Genomic DNA, 20,634 nt, shown 5'->3' on the forward strand with positions numbered 1-20,634 from the left:
AACTTCCAAGCAAGGCAGCGCTCGTTGCTGCGCTCATCGCGTCGGCGCAGGGGCCTGATCGCAAGCATTTCAGAAGCCGAACATCGCCTGCATCGCGATGCTGTTGGGGCGCTCGATCACGCCACGTTCCGTGACGATGGCATCGATCAATTCGGCGGGCGCCACGTCGAAAACCGGGTTCCACGCGTTCGCGCCCTGCACTACCGTGCGTTGCCCCGCCATGCTCAACAGCTCGGCGGGATCGCGCAACTCGATCTCGATCTCTTCGCCATTCCCGGTGGCCATGTCGACCGTCGACGAGGGCGCGACCACCATGAATTTGACGCCGTGATATTTCGCGGCGATCGCGAGTTGATAGGTGCCGATCTTGTTCGCGGTATCACCGTTGGCGGCGATGCGATCAGCGCCGACGATGACCCATTGCACGGCGCCGGATTTCATCAGGTGCGCTGCTGCCGAATCGGCGATCAGTTGCGCGGGAATACCATCGCGCACCAGTTCCCACATGGTCAACCGCGCGCCTTGTTGCCATGGCCGCGTTTCACCCGCATAGACATTCGCGATGCGGCCCGCAGCGACACCTGCGCGGATTACGCCAAGCGCCGTACCGTAACCTGCGGTCGCCAGCGATCCGGTATTGCAATGCGTAAGCACGCCGGAACCGGGAGTGATCAACGAGGCACCCAGTTGGCCCATTCGGCGATTGGCTGCGAGGTCCTCGTCCTGAATCGCTTGCGCCTCACGCACGAGTGCATCGACATCCGCACCAACAGCGATGCGTTTCTTCATGCGATCCAGGGCCCACATCAGATTGACTGCGGTCGGACGCGCAGCACGCAGCATCGCCAGCACGATATCCATCGGTGCCTTTTGCTGCGCAGCCATCGCAACGCCCCACGCGGCAGCAATGCCGATCGCCGGCGCACCACGCACGGCCAGGTCACGAATGGCCTGCGTCACCTCGGTCGCATCGCGACAATCGATCCACACTTCCTCGTTCGGCAACCGACGTTGGTCGAGCAAACGCAGATGATCGCCTTGCCATTGCACGGCGCGAATGGAGTCGTGGGTTTCTGAAATGGAGGAATTGCTGGGAGTCATCTGCTTATTTATGTAAGGGACGGGGACTGAAGTGCGAGGACGCGCGGCGACGCTGCTGAGATCCGCAAACCTGCGAGCGTTGAACCGCCCTTCGTCAAAGCGCCATAGCACGTCGTCCGTCTTCCCTGCGGTCAGGATCGCTTGTGCAGCCATTGATGAATCGCCGGCGGCACTTCACGCTGCGCGCGACCGGAGACGTAGATGCCGATGTGTCCACCCTTGAAAGCAAGCTGCGTGTAATCGGTACTGCCGACATGCTTGCCCAGTGCGCGCGATGCATCCGGCGGCACCAAGTGATCCTGTTCGGCAAAAATGTTCAGCACGGGCTGGGTCACCATGCCGAGGTCGACCGGCTTTCCGCCGATTTCCAGTGTGCCCTTCACCAGCTTGTTGCCCTGATAGAAATCCTTGATGAACTGACGGAATGCTTCTCCGGCCTGGTCGGGTGAATCGAAAATCCAGCGCTCCATGCGCAGGAAATTTTCCAGCTCGGTCGGATTGTCGAGGATGTCGACCATGCCGATGTATTTCTGCTGATTCAATCGCACCGGTTTCAGCGTGAGGTACACGTAGTTCATCAGCCCCGCAGGAATATTGCCCATCGTGTCGACGAACTGGTCCACGTCGAGGTTGCGCGTCCAGAGCGACAGCATGTTGTCCGGCGTATGGAAATCCACCGGCGTGACCATGGTGATCAGGTTCTTCACCTTGTCCGCGTGCAGTGCGGTGTAGCAAAGCGAGAACGCGCCGCCCTGGCAGATGCCGAGCAAATTGATCGCCTCAAGATCGTGCCTTTTTCTCACGGCATCGACGCAGCGATCGAGATAGCCGTTGATGTAATCGTCGAGCGTCAGCCAGCGATCGGCACCATCGGGATAACCCCAGTCGATCAGATAGACGTCCTCGCCTTGCTCAAGCAGGTTGCGCACCATGGAGCGGTCTGCCTGCAGGTCGGTCATCCATACGGTGTTGACCAGCGCGTAGACAATCAGCAGCGGCGTTTTCGAGGTCTTCTTGCCATGACCGGTGAAGTGCCAGACCTTGAGCTTGTCTTCGCTGTAGACCAGTTCGCGTGGCGTGTTCGCGTATTCCGGTTCACGCATGCCGCGCAGATGGCTCATGCCTGCGGCGAGCTTGCGCTGGAAGTTGGCGATGTCGCCGAGAACGCGGGTGGGATCGATGCGCAATGGGGTATACATGTCGTCTCCTTACTTGCGCTTGCGCGGCGTGGTTTTGGCAACTGCTGCGGACCCACGTTTGGCCGCGGGCTTGGTTTTGGCAGGCGCAACGGACTCGCCCGACTTCTTCGCAGGTGGTTTCGAAACAGCCTTCTTTACGGCCAAAGTCTTTGGCTTCGACAGCGACTTTCTCACGCTGGAACTAGCCGACGCTGCACCGAGCTGCTGCTTGACGGCATCGAGTTCGCGGCGTAATGACTGAATTTCCTTCGCCTGCGCGTCACCCGCCTTCGACTCGTTGCTACGAAGGTCGCGACGCAGCTGCTGCAAGCGTTCGCCCAGGCTGGATACTTCGCTTCGCGTGGGAACACCAAGTTCCTTGCATAGCTGTTCGGTCCTCATCTGTTGCAGCTGCCGCACGCGCATTTGCGAATTGACCATCTCGCCATAGGCATCACGGAACTCGTCGGACAAGGCGATTTCTGCGTACGCTTCTTCGGCGCTGTCTACCCAGAGGTCGTACAGCGCCTTGGGCGAATCGATCTGACGGCCTGGTTCAGCGTGTTGCGTCAACTTGTCCTGCAGGCGTTCCACGCCTTGTGCATTGGCACGCTGAATCAGCGATTGGTAGCGTGCTGCCGCCTGCAGCGATTCCATGACGGCGGTCGCGAGCGTTTGCTGCTGCATCTGCTGTTCGCGATTCAGACCGAACGCAGGCGACGTCCCGCCGATGCCCGACAGATCGCCGAAACCGCCTTGCTGCGCAGCCTGCATCCACGACTGCCATTGCCTGGCGAAGCTTTCGGCACCAGCGCCATCAATGCCGCTAAACGCTTGAGAAAAAGGCTGGCTTGCGCCACCGAACATCTGCTGCAATTGCTGACGCCAGTCACCCGTCGTATTCGCGTTGCTCGCGATGGCCGCGCCCTGCATCAGATCGAAATAGCCTTTCAGGCCGGCGAGCGTACGCTCAAGCGTGTCGTTGCCCGAAGCAGGCGCAACTGGCGGCGTGAAGAACGGATTTGCCTGCGGCTGTTGCTGCCTTGTCCAGGCATCCCACGACTGCTGCGCCAGCGTCTGGTAATCCTTGATGAAATCATTTGCCTGCTCAGCCATCGATACTTCCTCATGCCATGACATTGCATCCTAGCAAAAGGATGTTGCGCAAAAACATCGAGTCCGGAAACGCACAAGGCCCGGCATCGAGCCGGGCCTTGTGAAATCACTTCAAGCGTGGATTCAGGCGTTGCTGGCTTCGTCTTCCAGCACGGCTTTCATCGACAGGCGAATGCGGCCCTGCTTGTCGACTTCGAGCACCTTGACCTTGACGATGTCGCCTTCCTTGAGCTTGTCGGACACTTTCTCGACGCGCTCGTTGGAGATCTGCGACACGTGCACCAAGCCGTCCTTGCCCGGCATGATCGTCACGAACGCGCCGAAATCCATCAGCTTGGCGACCTTGCCTTCGTAGATGCGGCCGGGCTCGACGTCGGAAACAATCTGCTCGATGCGCTTCTTCGCCGCGTCGCCCGCTTCACGGTTGACCGAGGCGATGATCACGGTGCCGTCGTCATTGATATCAATGGTGGCGCCGGTCTCTTCAGTGATCGAGCGGATGGTGGCGCCGCCCTTGCCGATGACTTCGCGGATCTTGTCCGGATGAATCTTGATGGTGATCAGGCGCGGTGCGTATTCGCTCATTTCCGTGCGTGCGGTGGTGAGCGCCTTGCTCATCTCGCCGAGGATATGCAGACGGCCACGCTTGGCCTGCTCCAACGCCACCTTCATGATCTCTTCGGTGATGCCGTCGATCTTGATATCCATCTGCAGCGCGGAAATGCCGTCGGCACTGCCAGCCACCTTGAAATCCATGTCGCCGAGATGATCTTCGTCGCCCAGAATGTCGGAGAGCACGACGAAGTCGTTGCCTTCCTTGACCAGACCCATCGCGATGCCAGCCACCGGCGCCTTCAACGGCACGCCCGCATCCATCATCGCCAGCGAGGAACCGCAGACCGATGCCATCGACGAGGAACCGTTGGATTCGGTGATTTCCGAAACCACGCGTACCACGTACGGGAATTCCTCGATGCTCGGCTTCACTGCCTGCACGCCGCGCTTGGCGAGGCGACCGTGGCCGATTTCGCGGCGCTTCGGCGCACCGAAACGGCCGGCTTCACCCACCGAGAACGGAGGGAAGTTGTAGTGGAACAGGAACGGATCTTTCGACTCGCCTTCCGGCGCATCGATGATCTGCGCATCGCGCGTGGTGCCCAGCGTGACAACGACCAGCGCCTGCGTCTCGCCGCGCGTGAACAGCGCCGAGCCGTGAGTGCGTGGCAGCACGCCGACGCGGACATTGATCGCACGCACGTCGTCGAGCTGACGCCCGTCAATGCGCACCTTGGTTTTCAGCACGCTGTCGCGCATCGTGTGGTATTCGAGCTCGCCGAATTCCTTCGACAGCTCGGCGCCGTGCCAGCTCTTCTCTTCGGCCTGGGCCTTGAGTTCACCGAACACATCGGCCTTGATGGCGGAGATCGCGTCGCGGCGCTGCAATTTGTCGCGCACCTGGAAGGCTTCTTCCAGCTTGCTGCCGACCGCACCCTTGATGGCGGCGACCAGCGACTCGTTGCGAGCCGGCGCTTTCCAGTCCCACGACGGTTTGGCGGCTTCGGCAGCCAGCTCGGCGATCGCACGGATAGCGACCTGCATCTGCTGGTGACCGAACATCACCGCGCCGAGCATCACGTCTTCGGAGAGCAGCTTGGCTTCGGATTCGACCATCAACACCGCACCGGACGTACCGGCAACGACCAGATCCAGCTCGGACGTTTTCAGTTCGGTATGCGACGGGTTCAGCAGGTACTTGCCGTTGGCAAAACCGACGCGCGCGGCACCGATCGGGCCCTTGAACGGGATGCCGGCCAAGGACAGCGCAGCGGATGCGCCGAGCAGCGCGACGATGTCGCCGTCAACTTCAGGATTGAGCGAAACGACCTGCGCGATGACCTGCACTTCGTTCTTGAAATCTTCCGGGAACAGCGGACGCACCGGGCGATCGATGAGGCGCGAAGTCAGCGTCTCCTTTTCGGTCGGGCGACCTTCGCGCTTGAAGAAGCCGCCAGGGATGCGGCCAGCGGAATAGAACTTTTCGACGTAGTCGACCGTGAGCGGGAAGAAATCCTGACCTTCCTTCTGCTTGGTCGCGGCGACGGCGGTGACCAGCACCACCGTACCGCCCATGCTGGCCATGACCGCGCCGGACGCCTGGCGGGCAATTTCGCCCGTCTCCAGAGTGACTTCGTGACTACCGTACTGGAATGACTTGGTTACTTTTGCCACTTTGTTCTACTCCTCGTCCGGTGGATTAACGGCGCAGGCCGAGGCGTTCGATCAGGGTCTGATAGCGCGCAAGATCGCGATCCTTCAGATAGCTGAGCAGGCGCTTGCGCTGATTGACCAGCTTCAGCAGACCACGGCGGGAATGGTGATCCTGCTTGTGTTCCTTGAAGTGGCCGGTGAGGTGGTCGATGCGTGCGGAGAGCAGTGCCACCTGGACTTCGGTCGAACCGGTGTCATTGGGAACGCGGCCGAAATCAGCAATGATCTTGCCGGTTTGTTCTGCGGTGAGGGACATGGGTATCTGTTTCCTTGAAATATCTATAAGAGCGTGCGATGCGAAGCTTGCGCAACGTCACCACGATGACGTTGCGCAAGCTTCGCCTTGATGAATGAAAGCGTTGAAATAACCTGTCTATTCTACTGATGTGAACGGTGTTTCAACAAGTGCGCTGCGGCTCATCCGCGGAAATCCGCTGGTCCGGTGGAAGGTTGAAGCCGCGCAGGATGCGAGCGCGACCATCGGGATCAAGTTCCAGCAATGCCAGCAACGCGCCATCGCTGGCATAAGCAGCGCATGGCCCCGTCGCTGGCGCATCGGGTAACGGTATCTGCTGGCCTTGCGCGATCGCCATGCTTTGCGCGGCATCGAGCTGCAATACAGGCAAATCGCATAGTCCGGCGGATATCGGCAGCAGCCACTTAAGCAACGCGCCGTCGCCCTGCTCCGCAGCCTGTTCCAGCATCTGCAGAGTCACCATGCGTGGCTCGCGAAATGGTTCCACCCACAGCCTGCGCAAGGCGGTGATGTGCGCGCCGCAACCGAGGTCCTCGCCGATATCCACCGCAAGAGACCGCACGTAAGTGCCCGAGCCGCATTCCACATGGAGAGTCAACGTGTCGCCATCTCGCGACAACAGTTCCAGCCGATGGACGTCCACATCCCGCGGCGGCACATCGACAGCCTCGCCTCGACGCGCCTTGACATACATGCGCTCGCCGTCTTTTTTTATTGCCGAATAGATCGGCGGCACCTGGCGAATGCGCCCGCGAAGTTTGACCAGCGCGGCTTCGATCGTGGCATCGTCGAGTGCCGGTATTGGACGCTGTTGAAGCACATCGCCCTCGCTATCGGCCGTATCGGTCGTGATGCCCAATCTGCATTGGGCCAGATAAGCCTTGCGTGATCCGAGCAGGCTGCCAGCCAGTTTGGTCGCCTCGCCAAAGCACAGCGGCAACAGACCTGTGGCGAGTGGATCGAGCGCGCCGGTATGACCGCCTTTGGCGGCGCGCAACAAGCGTCGTACCGATTGCAGTGCCTGGTTGGAGCTTAGGCCAAGCGGTTTGTCGAGCAGCACGATACCGTGCAGTTCGCGAAGAGAGATGCGTGGAATGCGGCGCTTCATCGATTGAACGGACGATGCAGAACGAGTCAATCCTGCTTGTCGTCGGCAGGCGGCTTGAGATCGCGCGACTGTTCGCGCAACAGCGATTCGATCCGCTCGCCCTTGTCGACCGAATCGTCGTACTTGAATTTCAGCTCGGGGACACGACGCATGCGCATGCCGCTGTGTGCGAGCGAGTGGCGTATCTCGTAGCTCATCTCGTTCAGCGCCTTGACCGTCGGCAACCCTTGCTCAGGCATCAACGCCGTGACCCACACCGTCGCCCAATCGAGATCGCGGGTGATCTCCACGTCGGACACACTCACCGACGGCAGCCCGTGATCGCGCACAGCCGCATGTACGAGCAAGCCAAGCTCGCGACGCAGCTCGGCGCCGATGCGGTCAGTACGTTTGAAGTCGCGAGAGGGCATAGGCTGTTGTCGAATTGAGACGGAGGGGGAATTCAACGGGAACGGGGAACGGGGAACACCAGCCGCGACGCTTTTGTTCCCGGTGCCTGTTCCGCTCGTGCTTTTACAACGTACGCGCCACTTCGGTACGTTCGAAGCATTCGATCTGGTCGCCCGGCTTCACGTCGTTGTATTGCTTGACCGCGATGCCGCACTCCATGCCGTTGCGCACTTCGTCGACGAGATCCTTGAATCGACGCAGCGATTCCAGTTCGCCCTCGAAGATCACTACGTTGTCACGCAACACGCGGATCGGCTTGCTGCGCTTGACCGCGCCTTCGGTGACCATGCAACCCGCCACGGCGCCGAACTTGGAGCTGCGGAACACATCGCGAACCTGCGCGATACCGATGATGTCTTCGCGGACCTCCATGCCGAGCAAGCCGGTCGCAGCTTGCGTGACCTGATCGATGACGTCGTAGATGATCGAGAAATAGCGCACGTCCAGCCCGGCCGTTTCGATGACCTTGCGTGCCGACGCATCAGCGCGCACGTTGAAACCGATGACCAGTGCCTTCGACGCCGCAGCCAGTGTCGCATCGGACTCGTTGATGCCACCGACGCCCGAGGAAACCACGTTGACGCGCACGCGCTCGTTGCCGATCTGCGTGAGCGATTCGCGCAATGCTTCCACCGAACCCTGCACGTCGCCCTTGACCAGAATGTTGAGCGTCTGTTGCTCCACGCCCTGACCCATCTTGGCGATGATGTCCTCGAGCCGGTTGCTCTTGCTGACCATGCGCGTTTCGCGACGCTTGAGCTCGCGCTCCTGCGCCACTTCGCGCGCCAGACGCTCATCCTCGACGCAAACGAAATCGTCGCCGGTTTCCGGCACGCCGGACAAGCCAAGCACCTGCACCGGAATCGACGGACCCGCTTCCAATACTTGCTTGCCGGTTTCGTCGATCAGTGCGCGCATGCGGCCGTATTCAATACCGCAGACAACGAAGTCGCCCTTGCGCAACGTACCTTGCTGCACGAGCACGGTCGCCACCGGACCGCGACCGCGATCCAGGCTGGATTCGATCACGACGCCGGAGGCGCGACCATCGGCGACGGCGCGAAGTTCCATCACTTCGGCTTGCACGGAAATCGCGTCGAGCAAATCCTCGATACCTGCACCGGTCTTGGCCGACACCGGAATGAACTGCACGTCGCCGCCCCAGTCTTCCGGCACGACTTCGTACTGCACCAGACCCTGTTTGACGTTGTCCGGGTTGGCGCCTTCCTTGTCCATCTTGTTGACCGCGACGATCATCGGCACTTTCGCAGCGCGCGCATGTTTTACCGCTTCGATGGTCTGCGGCATCACGCCGTCGTCGGCCGCAACCACCAGCACCACGATGTCGGTTGATTGCGCACCGCGTGCACGCATGGAAGTGAAAGCTGCATGTCCTGGCGTATCCAGGAACGTGATCACGCCTTTCGACGTTTCCACGTGATACGCACCGATGTGCTGCGTGATGCCGCCAGCTTCACCGGACGCCACCTTGGTGGTGCGGATGTAATCGAGCAGCGAAGTCTTGCCGTGATCGACGTGACCCATGATCGTGACCACCGGCGGGCGCGTGACCTTCTCGCCTTCCAGTTCCACATTCTGGGTGTGGGCCGCCAGCGTGTCTTCGGCATTGTTCTGGCTGTCTGCCACCGGTGTGTGGCCCAGTTCCTCGACCACCAGCACCGCGGTATCGTGATCGATGGTCTGGTTGATGGTCGCCATGACGCCCATCTTGAACAGCGCCTTCACCACTTCGGAGCCCTTCACCGCCATCTTCTGCGCGAGTTCGGCAACGACGTTGGTATCGCCCACGACCACTTCACGCACCACCGGCGCGGTGGGCCGCGAGAAGCCATGCGGGCCGGACGAATTGCTGTTGTTGCCGCGCGAAAGCATCTCGCGTGGATTGCTGCGACCAGGCTTGCCGCGCTTGTTGCTGCTGGACGAACGACGCGCGCGGTCGGCTTCGCTCAGATGCATCTGGCCACCGGCGAAACGCTTGCCGCCGTCGCGCTCTTCCTTGCTGCTGCTCGGGCTTTCGTTGCGCTCGCGCAAATGTTTCGGCTTGCGTGCTGCATCACCGGACGATGCGGCGGCAGCCGGATTCGCAGCTGCGGGTGCAGTGCCGGCGCGCGGTGCTGCCACGGGCGCAACGACGGCCGGTGCGGGCGCAGGCGCGGGAGCCGGCTTGACCAGCTTCTCGCGTTTGCGTGGCTCGTGGATGCGCGGCAGGATCATGCCCAGCTCGCGTGTGTCCATGCGCTGCACGCCGGATGGATCGACCGGCTTGTCGGCAACGACATCCGCCGGAGCTTCTTCGACGACGTCGGCAACATCGCCATTGTCCTCGGGTTCCGCAGCGGCGACCGCGGCCTGATGGCGCTGTTCCTTCTCGTGCTGCTTCTGCTGCTCGTCGTGGGCGCGCTGCTGCGCCTCTTCCTGCTTGCGACGATCCGTATCCAGGCGATCCTGGTCTTCCTGCTCGCGCTGCTGTTGCGATTCCTGCAACTTGCGCACGGCGTCCTCGCGCTCGGGTTCGGCATTCGCTTCTTCGGCGATCACGCTGCGCTTGACGTAGGTTCGCTTGGCGCGTACTTCGACGTTGACGGTCTTGGCCGTACCTGCTGTTCCGCGCGCACCTGGCGTGGCGACCTTGAGTTCGCCGACCGTGCGCCGCTTGAGGGTGATCTGGCGCGGAGCGCTGTCATCGACCTCGGCGGCGGTTTCGGTCTTGCCGTGCGTGCGACGCAGGAAGCCCAGCAATTTCACCTTTTCGGTGCTGCTGATGACTTGCTCCTGGTCGGAGAATTTCATGCCCGCCTCGCCAAGCTGCGAAAGCAGCCTGTCGACCGGCATGCCCAGAACCTGGGCGAGTTGTTTGATCGTGACGTCCGACATCGTGTTCTTTGCTCCGCCGTTCCCGCGCTTATCATCTTCGTGCGGCATGTTATGCACCGCCACCTCCGTCCAGGGTGAAGGGCTGTTTCAAGCCCTTCCTGGCACCCTTCCGGGTGCCGCCGCCGGCGGTTAGCCGCCTTTCTCCAGCCGCTCGATCATCGGCGCTCGCGCAGCCATGATCAGCGCCGCAGCGCGTACTTCGTCCATGCCTTCGATATCGATGAGATCGTCGACCGCCAAGTCAGCGAGGTCATCGACCGTGCTCACTTCACGCGCGGCCAGTGCATACGCAGTGGACTCGTCCATGCCTTGCAGCGCGAGCAGTTCTTCCGAGGGATGGTGGTCCTCGACGCCTTCTTCCACCGCCAGTGCTTCGGTCAGCAGCGCATCGCGTGCACGCGCGCGGAGTTCCTCGACGATGTCTTCGTCGAAGCCTTCCACAGCCAGCAGTTCGGCGCTGGGCACGTAGGCGATTTCCTCGACGCTGGAAAAACCTTCCTGCACGAGGATGACCGCGATTTCCTGATCCACCTCAAGCTTGTCCATGAACAGCTGGCGCGCAGCTTCCTGCTCGGACTCGCTCTTGGCGGTGACTTGATCCTGCGTCATCACGTTGAGCTGCCAGCCGGTGAGCTTGCTGGCGAGACGCACGTTCTGGCCACCGCGACCGATCGCCTGGGACAGCTTGTCCTCGGCAACGGCGATGTCCATGGAGTGTTTTTCCTCATCCATGATGATGGACTGCACTTCCGCCGGCGCCATCGCATTGATGACGAACTGCGCCTGGTTTTCGTGCCACAGGATGATGTCGACGCGCTCGCCGTTGAGGTCGTTGGACACGGCCTGCACGCGCGAACCGCGCATGCCGATGCACGCGCCGATCGGATCGGTGCGGCTGTCGTGCGCCAGCACGGCGATCTTCGCGCGATCACCTGGATCACGTGCGCAGCCCTTGATCTCGACCAGGCCCTGGCCGACTTCCGGCACTTCGAGCTTGAACAGTTCGATCATGAATTCCGGCGCCGCGCGCGACACGAACAATTGCGGTCCGCGGATTTCGGATTTCACTTCGTAGAGGTAACCGCGAACGCGATCGCCGACTCGCGCCGATTCGCGGGGAATCGTCTTGTCGCGCGGAATGAACGCCTCGGCATTGCTGCCCAGATCAAGGTAGATGTTGCCGCGCTCGACGCGCTTGACGATGCCGGTGACCAGTTCGCCAACGCGATCGGCGAAAGCATCAACGACTTGCTGACGCTCGGCTTCGCGCACGCGCTGCACGATTACCTGCTTGGCGGCCTGTGCGGCGATACGGCCAAATTCGGCGTTCTCGACCTGTTGCTCGATGTATTCGCCGAGCTGGGCATCGTCACGTTCGTCCAGCGCATCCATCAGGCGCAGCTGGTAGAACGGCGATTCCATCTCGCCGTCGTCGGCGATGACTTCCCAGCGACGGAAAGTTTGGTATTCGCCGGTGTCCGTATCGATCGACACGCGGATATCCGGCTCTTCGTCCGGATAGCGCTTCTTCGCGGCGGACGCCAGCGCGGCTTCCATCGCTTCGAAAATGACTTCGCGCGGCACGCCCTTTTCATTGGCGACCGCATCAACGACCAGCAAAAGCTCTTTGCTCATTGCAGCAACTCCACAGGCGCCGACCGGCGTCCAAAACGTTGACTTTTGCGCTCATCCTTAGCGCCTGGAAGAAGCGGCCATCCATGACCGCACTATTCAATTTATTTGCGACCTATTGTTTAGCGGGCGCTTTGCCACCACCGCGCTTTGGCTGCGGCGCATAACCCAGCGCGACCCAGTCCGGCACCACGCGCGCACTTTCCACCAGCGCGTGATCGAATTCGAATGTCTTGCCCTCCGCTTCCAGCGAAATATATTCGCCTTCCACCGAGATCAACTTACCTCGCAGGCGACGACGCCCTTCGAGCGGCGCCTTCAGCAGCAATTTCACTTCCTGGCCGTTGACCTTCGCAAACTGTGCGGCGGTAAACAGCGGCCGGTCGATACCCGGCGAGGACACTTCCAGCACGTAATGGCCGGGAACCGGATCCTCGACGTCGAGCAGCGCGGAAAGCTCGCGGCTGGCAGTTTCGCAATCCTCGATACCGATTTCGCGCCGTTCGCCTTCGACCGCTCCACTCTTGTCGAGCAGGTCAACGTAAACACGCAGGGTACTCTGCCCGTGTGACGGGGTGAACTCCACGCCAATGCATTCGAGGCCCAGATCGGCCAGTACTTCGTTGAAGCGTTGTGTCAGTGCCTGTGTATCCATGGATTCGCTTGTCTCGTACCGCCAGAAACAAAAAATGGGCTCCAACGGCCCATTTCCTTATCACGCCGATGTTCCTCCTCGTGCAGCTCTTTCCGACGCGAGCTGACTGGCAACTACACGCGACGCGTCCATGCGCCCAACAAAAAAGCCTCACTAGGAGGCTTTCTTGAAAAAAGAAAGATCTGGTAGCGGGGGCAGGATTCGAACCTGCGACCTTCGGGTTATGAGCCCGACGAGCTGCCAGACTGCTCCACCCCGCATCAGAGTCCGAAGAGTGTACCGGGATGGCCGGTTTCTTGCAAGCCTCGGCGGCAAATATTCGTCTTACGTCAGATGCCGAAAGCGTGCCTGCACCAGCCAAGCAACGGCCCCCAATAAAGACCGAGCGCCAGCAACCCAAGCGCGTTGAGCGAGAGCATCACGCGCATCGACATATCCGATTTCGACTGCAGCACGCTGCCTTCGGCGGGCTGGTCGAAATACATCACCTTGATCACGTACAGGTAGTAGTACAGGCCGATGATCGCGAACACGATGCCGACGATCGCCAGCCACATCATGTGGGCGTGGATCGCCGCTTCAAGCACCAGCGCCTTTGCCCAGAACCCGACCAGTGGCGGAACGCCGGCGAGCGAGAACAAGGTCAGCAGCATCAGCAACGCCATCCAGGGCGATTTCTTGCCGAGGCCTTTCAGGTCGGAAATTTCCTCGCACTCAAAACCCGCGCGCGCCATCGCCAGCATCACGCCGAACGCGGCCACGCTCATCAGCGCGTAGCAGATCGCATAGAACATCGCCGCGGCATAGCCTTCCGCGTTCGCTGCGGACAGACCCAGCAGCAGATAGCCCATGTGCGAAATGGTCGAGTAAGCCAGCATGCGCTTGAGATTGGTCTGCACGATCGCGACGAGATTACCGATCGCCAGCGATGCGACCGCCAGCACCGCGAGCATCAACTGCCATTGATGCGACAGATCGCCCATGCCGGCATCGAGCAACCGGAACGCCATGCCGAACGCGGCGAGCTTGGAACCCGATGCGATGAACGCCGTGACCGGCGTCGGCGCGCCCTGGTAGACATCGGGAATCCACATGTGGAACGGCGCGGCACCGAGCTTGAAGCCGACGCCGACGATCATGAAGATCAGGCCGAACAGCAGCAGCGTCGGCGCCTTGGTGTAGCCCATCACGTGATGCAGCTGCGCCAGATCCAGCGTCGGCGTACCGCCCATGCCTGATGCGCCATAGACCATCGACATGCCGTACAACAACATGCCCGATGCCAGCGCACCCAGCACGAAATACTTGATCGCAGCTTCCGACGGCAGCACCGCATCGCGATTCAAGGCCACCAGCGCGTACGAAGACAGCGACAGCAACTCAAGGCCGAGATACACCGACACCAGGTTCCCTGCGGAAACCAGCAACATGATGCCGAGTACCGCAAAGATCATCAGCGTGTAGAACTCGCCGATCAGCAGTTTTCGATCGATCAGGTACGGTCGTGAATACACGAATACCAGCACCGTCGTAACCAGCGCGAACACCTTGAGAATTTCCGCAGTTTCGTCGCGCACGAACATGCCGCCAAACGCGGTCGCCGCCTGCCCCGGCTGGCCGGCGATCACCAGATAAATGCTTACCGCTAGAGTCGCGATCGAAATCCAGTGCAGGTAAGGCCGCTCTTCAGCCTTCATGAAAGCGTCCGTGATCAACAGGACGCACGCCATCGCTACCAGAAAGAACTCCGGCAACATGATCAGGATGTCATTCAAATTCGGCATGGTGTATCCCGATCAGATCTTGTGGACGGCGAGCTGATGAACCAGCTGCGACACCGAGCTGCCCATCAAGTGGACCAGCGGTTGCGGCCAGACGCCGAGTGCGATGACGGCGATGGCGAACGACACCAGCACGAACGTCTCGCGTCCGTTGATTTCCTTCATCTCGGCCACGTGATGGTTGGTGATCTCGCCCCACAGCACGCGCTTCACCAGCCACAGCGTGTAAGCCGCGCCGATGATGAGCGTGAACGCGGCGAACAACGCGATCCACGGATTGGCGCTGAAGCTTGCCAGGATCACCATGAACTCGCCGACGAAACCGCTGGTGCCCGGCAAGCCGCAGTTCGCCATCGCGAACAGCACGTAGAAGAAGCCGAACCACGGCATCACGTTGATGACGCCGCCATAGTCCTTGATCTGGCGGGTGTGCATACGGTCGTACAACACGCCGATGCAGGTAAACATCGCGCCTGAAATGAAGCCGTGCGAAATCATCTGGATCATCGCGCCCTGCATGCCCAGTTCGGCCATCGCAGTGTTCGAAGAATCGCGCACCAGCAGGAACGCGATGAAGATGCCGAGCGTGACGAAGCCCATGTGCGCCACTGACGAATACGCCACCAGCTTTTTCATGTCCTCCTGCACCAGCGCGACGTAACCGATGTAGACGATCGCCACCAGACTCAGCACGATCACCAGCCACGCGAAGTGCGCGCCCGCATCCGGCACGATCGGCAGGATGAAACGCAGCATTCCGTACGTGCCGACCTTCAGCATCACCGCCGCCAGCACTACCGAGCCACCGGTCGGCGCCTCGACATGCGCGTCAGGCAACCAGGTGTGCACCGGAACCATCGGCACCTTGATCGCGAACGCGATGAGGAACGCGAAGAAGATCCAGGTTTGCTCTTTCATCGTGAGCGGCAACGCGGCGAGTGTCGCCATGTCGAACGTGCCGGCCTTGTTGTAGAGATACAACAGCGCGACCAGCATGAAGACCGAGCCGAAGAACGTATAGATGAAAAACTTCAGCGTCGCGTAAACCCGACGCGGACCACCCCAGATACCGATCAGGATGAACATCGGAATCAGGATCGCCTCGAACAGCGCATAGAACAGCAGCGCATCGGTCGCGCAGAACACGCCGATCAGCAAGCCTTCCAGCATCAGCATCGCGGCCATGTACTGGTGCGGCCGATCCTGGATGACCTGCCACGCGCCGGCCACCACCAGAATGCCAACGAAGGTGGTCATCACGATCAGCGCCACCGAAATACCATCCACCGCCAAGCCGTAATGCACGCCCCAGGAGGCGATCCACAGATAGTTTTCGGTGATCTGCATGCCGCCCGCATCGGCGTTGTATTGCACCAGCAGGAACAGGCTGACGACGAAAGTCAGCACCGCCACCAGCATCGACAGCCAGCGTGCAAGGTTAGGGCGCGCGTTACCGGCGAGCAGTAAAGGAATCGCACCGATGACCGGGAGCCAGATCAGCAGGCTTAGCAAGTGAGTGAACATAGATGCCTGCTTCCCTTATTGCCCGGCCATGCCGGGACCCGCGAACCCCGAGTCGACGATCCAGTAGCCACCCATGAGCAGGATCAGGCCGAGGATCATCGCGAAGGCGTAGTGATAGAGGTAACCCGACTGCAGGCGACGCGCCGTGGCAGCGATGCGGTGGATGACGCTGACCGAACCGTTGACCATCGCGCCATCGATCGCGCCCTGCTCGCCGACTTTCCAGAAACCGCGGCCCAGTGCCACACCGCCGCGGGCGAAGATCGCGAAATAAATATTGTCGACCCAGTATTTGCGATCGAGCACCGTCCACAACGGCTTCAATGCGCTCTTGATCTTGCCGGCCATCGCCGGGTTGAACAGATAAATGTAGGTTTGAATGATGAAGGCCAGCAGCACCAGGCCGAACGGCCCGATCAGGGAGAAGCCGTGCAAGGCCATCGAGAATGAACCGTGGAATTCACGACCCAGCTCAGCCAGTACGTTGTCGCCCTCCTCCACATGAATCGCCTTGCCGAACCAGTTACCGAACAGCATCGGCCCGACAGTGAAAAAACCGATCAGCAGCGACGGAATCGCCAGCAGGATCAGCGGCAAAGTCACGACCCACGGCGATTCCTTCGGCGCATGTTCCAGCACGCCGGGCTCGTGGCTGCCGTGATGATCGTCGTGTGGCGCATCGTGTGCCGAAGGCTCGGCCGCGTCAGCGTGCGCGCTGTGATGAACCACCGCATGATCATCGTGGTGTCCATGCGAACCGTGGACCACGGTGAAGCGTTCCTTGCCATGAAACGTCAGATACATCTGGCGGAAGGTGTACAGCGAGGTGACCAGCGCGCCGGCCATCACGCAGAAGTACGCGTAGTGCGAACCCCAGCGATGCGATTCGCCGACCGCTTCGATGATCGCATCCTTCGAATAGAAACCGGAGAAGAACGGCACGCCGCACAGCGCCAGCGAACCGATCCACATGGTGATCCAGGTGATCGGCATGTACTTGCGCAGGCCGCCCATGTAACGCATGTCCTGCTCGTGATGCATCGCGATGATCACCGAGCCGGCGCCGAGGAACAGCAGCGCCTTGAAGAACGCATGCGTCATCAGGTGATACACCGCACCGCTGTATGCCGACACGCCCAGCGCCACCGTCATGTAACCCAGCTGCGACAGCGTCGAGTACGCGATCACCCGCTTGATGTCGTTCTGCACGATGCCGATCAAGCCGGTGAACAGCGCGGTGGTCGCGCCGATCACCATCACGAAGCTGAGCGCGCTCTGCGACAGTTCGAACAGTGGCGACATGCGCGCCACCATGAAGATGCCGGCGGTCACCATCGTCGCCGCATGGATCAACGCGGAGATCGGCGTCGGGCCTTCCATCGAGTCGGGCAGCCACACATGCAGCGGCACCTGTGCGGACTTGCCCATCGCGCCGATGAACAGGCAGATGCAGATCACCGTGGCCGCATCCCAGTGCGTGTTCGCAGTGATCTGCAATGTCTTGCCGACCAGACCCGGCGCAGCGCCGAACGCGGTGGCGTAATCCAGCGTGCCGAGGAAATACAGCACGCCGGCGATGCCGAGCAGAAAGCCGAAGTCGCCCACGCGATTGACCAGAAACGCCTTGAGGTTGGCGAAAATCGCCGTCGGCCGTTTGTACCAGAAGCCGATCAGCAGGTACGACACCAGGCCCACCGCTTCCCAGCCGAAGAACAGCTGCATGAAGTTGTTGCTCATCACCAGCATGAACATCGAGAAGGTGAACAGCGAGATATAGGCGAAGAAGCGCTTGTAGCCCGGGTCGTCGCTCATGTAGCCGATCGTGTACAGATGCACCAGCAGCGAAACGAAGCTCACTACCACCAGCATCATCGCGGTCAGCCGGTCGACCATGAAGCCGACGCTGGCGTTGAACGGCCCGACCTGAAACCAGGTGTAGAGGTTCTGGTTGTATTCGACCGCGCCGCCCAGCGTGAGCTGGTAAAGCACGTAGAACGACAGCGCGCACGAAATCGCGACGCCGAGGATAGTGACCTTGTGCGAACCGGCGCGGCCGAGAAACTTGCCGAGAAAACCGGCCAGCACGCAGCCGACCAGCGGTGCGAGTGCGATCGTCAGCAGAATGGTTGTCGAAAGACCCATGTGATCAGCCCTTCATGCTGTCGATGTCGGCGATGTTGATCGTGCTGCGATTGCGGAACAGCAGCACCAGGATCGCCAGGCCGATGGCAGCTTCCGCCGCAGCCACGGTAAGAATGAAGAACACGAACACCTGGCCGGAAACATCGCCGAGGAAGCGCGAGAACGCCACGAAATTCATGTTCACCGCGAGCAGCATCAGCTCGATCGACATCAGCAGCACGATCACGTTCTTGCGGTTGATGAACATGCCGGCGACGGCAATGCAGAACAGCACGGCGCCGAGCACGATGTAATGCGAAAGCGTGATCATGGTTGCGGCCCCTGTGAAGAATGGTCCGGCGAATCCTTGGTTTCGTAATCGAGTACGGCGTCCATCTTCACGATGCGCACGCGATCACGCGCGTTGACTTTGACCTGCTGCGCCGCCGTTTCGTAACGCGCATCGGCGCGCTGGCGCAAGGTCAGCGCCACAGCAGCCACCACGCCCACGGTCAGGATCAAGGCCGCAACCTCGAACGGCAGCAAGTAGCGGGTGTACAACGCCATGCCGAGCCATTCGGTGTTCGACACGCCGGCCACTGCCGCCGGGTCGGCGCCCATCACGTGCGCATGCAACGCACGCACGCCGATCAGCCCGAGCATTTCGGCGAGCATCGCCGCCGCGACGATCAGGCCAACCGGCAGGAACTTCACGAAGCCCTCGCGCAGTCGCTCCTGATCGATGTCGAGCATCATCACCACGAACAGGAACAGCACCATCACCGCGCCGACGTAAACCACGATCAGCGCCAGCGCCAGGAACTCCGCGTCGATCAGCATCCACAGGCAAGCGGCGCTGAAGAACGTGAGCACGAGTGCCAGCACGGCGTGGACCGTGTTCTTCAGCGTGATTACCGACAACGCGGCTGCCACGGTGACGAAACCGAACGCGTAGAAGCAGATGAGTTGAAGCAGTTGAGGATTCATCATGGCCCTCAGCGGTACGCTGCGTCTTGTGCGCGGTCGGCGGCGATCTGCTTTTCGAAGCGATCGCCGATGGCAAGCAACTGCGATTTCGTCACCACGTTTTCACCGCGATGCTCGAAGTGATATTCGTGGATGCTGGTTTCGACGATCGAATCGACCGGGCAGCTTTCTTCGCAGAAGCCGCAGTAGATGCACTTGAACAGGTCGATGTCGTAACGCGTGGTGCGGCGCTGGCCGTCGCTCGCGCGCGGTGCGGAGTCGATGGTGATTGCCAATGCCGGGCAAACCGCTTCACACAACTTGCACGCGATGCAGCGCTCCTCACCGTTCGCATAGCGGCGCAACGCATGCAGACCGCGGAAACGATTCGACTTCGGAATGTGCTCCATCGGATAGCGCACGGTGTACTTCGGCTTGAACATGTAGCGCATGGTCAGCGCCATGCCCTGGAACAGTTCGACCAGCAAAAGACTCTTGAAATAGCGGGTGACGCTGGACATGAGATTCTTCAGACCCCCGTACCGATGCTGACCAGGCCGTAGTACTTCATGCAGCCGGCAACGAGAACCCACACGATCGCAATGGGGATGAATACCTTCCAGCCCAGACGCATGATCTGGTCATAGCGATAACGCGGAAAGGTGGCGCGAAACCACAGGAACATGAAGGAGAACGCGAAGGCCTTGATGAAAAGCCAGATGAAGCCGCCGGTCCAGATCCAGTTTACCCAAGGCGACACGTCGGCATGAATCCATCCCTGCAACGGACTCAGCCAGCCGCCCATGAAAAGGATCGAAGCCAGGAAGCTGACCAGGATCATGTTGGCGTATTCGGCCAGGAAGAAGATCGCAAACGCGGAGCCGGAATATTCCACGTGGAAGCCGGCGACGATTTCCGATTCGCCTTCGGCCACGTCGAACGGCGCACGGTTCGTCTCGGCCACGCCGGAGATGAAATAGATCACGAACACCGGCAGCAACGGCAACCAGAACCAGTCGAAGAAACCCTTGTGCCCGGCCTGCGCGTTGACGATGTCGGTGAGGTTGAGCGACCCGGCGAGCACCAGTACGCACACCAGGCAAAGGCCCATCGCCAGCTCGTACGAAATGACCTGCGCCGCCGAGCGCATCGCGCCGAGCAAGGCGTAACGCGAGTTCGAGGCCCAGCCGGCGAGGATGATGCCGTACACACCCAGCGAGGTCATCGCCAGCAGATACAGCACGCCGGCGTTCGCGTTCGACAGCACCATCTTGCTGCTGAAGGGAATGACCGCCCACGCAGCAAGCGCTGGAATCAACGTCAGCAACGGCGCGAGGTAATACAGAAAACGATTCGCGTTGGTCGGAAGGATTACTTCCTTCAGCAACAACTTGAATACGTCGGCAAACGCCTGCAGCAGACCAAACGGACCGATCTTGTTCGGCCCGAGGCGCACGTGCATCCAGCCGATGACCTTGCGCTCCCAGTACACGAACATCGCCACGGCGATGATGAGCGGCACCGTGATGCACAGGATGTAGATGATCGGCCACAAGACCTGGTGGATGAGTTGATCAGCCATG

At 60.7% G+C, this 20,634-nt stretch carries 17 protein-coding genes and 1 tRNA gene; all 18 read right to left on the reverse strand.

Features of this window, described 5'->3' with window-relative positions; translation table 11 throughout:
- Positions 1 to 69 precede the first annotated feature (69 nt).
- The gene (mtnA, locus tag GSQ73_RS14145) at positions 70 to 1,101 is read right to left on the reverse strand and encodes an S-methyl-5-thioribose-1-phosphate isomerase (protein WP_158885066.1); all 1,032 of its coding nucleotides are present in this window, start codon (positions 1,099 to 1,101) and stop codon (positions 70 to 72) included.
- A gap of 131 nt (positions 1,102 to 1,232) precedes the next feature.
- Entirely contained in the window at positions 1,233 to 2,300 is a 1,068-nt protein-coding gene (locus tag GSQ73_RS14150) for a class III poly(R)-hydroxyalkanoic acid synthase subunit PhaC (RefSeq protein ID WP_158885068.1), read from the reverse strand.
- 9 nt (positions 2,301 to 2,309) lie between these two features.
- On the reverse strand, positions 2,310 to 3,395 hold the full coding sequence (locus GSQ73_RS14155; RefSeq protein WP_158885070.1) for a poly(R)-hydroxyalkanoic acid synthase subunit PhaE: 1,086 nt from the start codon (positions 3,393 to 3,395) through the stop codon (positions 2,310 to 2,312).
- A gap of 123 nt (positions 3,396 to 3,518) precedes the next feature.
- Positions 3,519 to 5,624, reverse strand: a complete 2,106-nt coding sequence (gene pnp / locus GSQ73_RS14160) for a polyribonucleotide nucleotidyltransferase (RefSeq protein ID WP_158885072.1) — start codon at positions 5,622 to 5,624, stop codon at positions 3,519 to 3,521.
- Positions 5,625 to 5,649: 25 nt separating this feature from the next.
- A complete protein-coding gene (rpsO, locus tag GSQ73_RS14165) occupies positions 5,650 to 5,919 on the reverse strand; it encodes a 30S ribosomal protein S15 (protein WP_007513234.1) in 270 nt (89 codons plus the stop codon).
- Positions 5,920 to 6,061: 142 nt separating this feature from the next.
- On the reverse strand, positions 6,062 to 7,027 hold the full coding sequence (gene truB / locus GSQ73_RS14170) for a tRNA pseudouridine(55) synthase TruB (protein WP_158885074.1): 966 nt from the start codon (positions 7,025 to 7,027) through the stop codon (positions 6,062 to 6,064).
- Between the two features lie 26 nt (positions 7,028 to 7,053).
- Positions 7,054 to 7,437 carry a 30S ribosome-binding factor RbfA gene (gene rbfA / locus GSQ73_RS14175; RefSeq protein ID WP_158885076.1) on the reverse strand — a complete coding sequence of 128 codons (384 nt, stop codon included), beginning with the start codon at positions 7,435 to 7,437 and terminating at the stop codon, positions 7,054 to 7,056.
- Between the two features lie 103 nt (positions 7,438 to 7,540).
- The gene (gene infB / locus GSQ73_RS14180) at positions 7,541 to 10,372 is read right to left on the reverse strand and encodes a translation initiation factor IF-2 (RefSeq protein ID WP_158885078.1); all 2,832 of its coding nucleotides are present in this window, start codon (positions 10,370 to 10,372) and stop codon (positions 7,541 to 7,543) included.
- A 129-nt stretch (positions 10,373 to 10,501) separates the two neighbouring features.
- Positions 10,502 to 12,007, reverse strand: a complete 1,506-nt coding sequence (gene nusA, locus GSQ73_RS14185; protein ID WP_158885080.1) for a transcription termination factor NusA — start codon at positions 12,005 to 12,007, stop codon at positions 10,502 to 10,504.
- 112 nt (positions 12,008 to 12,119) lie between these two features.
- Positions 12,120 to 12,659: a ribosome maturation factor RimP gene (rimP, locus tag GSQ73_RS14190; protein WP_158885082.1), complete on the reverse strand. Its 540-nt coding sequence runs from the start codon at positions 12,657 to 12,659 to the stop codon at positions 12,120 to 12,122.
- 183 nt (positions 12,660 to 12,842) lie between these two features.
- Positions 12,843 to 12,919 (reverse strand) — tRNA-Met (locus GSQ73_RS14195).
- Between the two features lie 69 nt (positions 12,920 to 12,988).
- Positions 12,989 to 14,443: an NADH-quinone oxidoreductase subunit NuoN gene (gene nuoN / locus GSQ73_RS14200; protein ID WP_158885084.1), complete on the reverse strand. Its 1,455-nt coding sequence runs from the start codon at positions 14,441 to 14,443 to the stop codon at positions 12,989 to 12,991.
- A gap of 12 nt (positions 14,444 to 14,455) precedes the next feature.
- Positions 14,456 to 15,964 carry an NADH-quinone oxidoreductase subunit M gene (locus tag GSQ73_RS14205; RefSeq protein ID WP_158885086.1) on the reverse strand — a complete coding sequence of 503 codons (1,509 nt, stop codon included), beginning with the start codon at positions 15,962 to 15,964 and terminating at the stop codon, positions 14,456 to 14,458.
- Between the two features lie 15 nt (positions 15,965 to 15,979).
- Positions 15,980 to 18,106, reverse strand: a complete 2,127-nt coding sequence (gene nuoL / locus GSQ73_RS14210; protein WP_158885088.1) for an NADH-quinone oxidoreductase subunit L — start codon at positions 18,104 to 18,106, stop codon at positions 15,980 to 15,982.
- Between the two features lie 4 nt (positions 18,107 to 18,110).
- Positions 18,111 to 18,416, reverse strand: coding sequence for an NADH-quinone oxidoreductase subunit NuoK (nuoK, locus tag GSQ73_RS14215; RefSeq protein WP_158885090.1), 306 nt, complete (start codon positions 18,414 to 18,416; stop codon positions 18,111 to 18,113).
- Positions 18,413 to 19,072: an NADH-quinone oxidoreductase subunit J gene (locus tag GSQ73_RS14220; RefSeq protein WP_158885092.1), complete on the reverse strand. Its 660-nt coding sequence runs from the start codon at positions 19,070 to 19,072 to the stop codon at positions 18,413 to 18,415. The genes nuoK and GSQ73_RS14220 overlap by 4 nt, the downstream gene beginning before the upstream one ends.
- 8 nt (positions 19,073 to 19,080) lie before the next feature.
- Positions 19,081 to 19,572, reverse strand: a complete 492-nt coding sequence (nuoI, locus tag GSQ73_RS14225) for an NADH-quinone oxidoreductase subunit NuoI (protein ID WP_158885094.1) — start codon at positions 19,570 to 19,572, stop codon at positions 19,081 to 19,083.
- Positions 19,573 to 19,580: 8 nt separating this feature from the next.
- Positions 19,581 to 20,633, reverse strand: coding sequence for an NADH-quinone oxidoreductase subunit NuoH (gene nuoH, locus GSQ73_RS14230; RefSeq protein ID WP_158885096.1), 1,053 nt, complete (start codon positions 20,631 to 20,633; stop codon positions 19,581 to 19,583).
- Position 20,634 lies beyond the last annotated feature (1 nt).

It is taken from the genome of Rhodanobacter sp. L36 (assembly GCF_009765755.1).
Taxonomy (GTDB): Bacteria; Pseudomonadota; Gammaproteobacteria; order Xanthomonadales; family Rhodanobacteraceae; genus Rhodanobacter.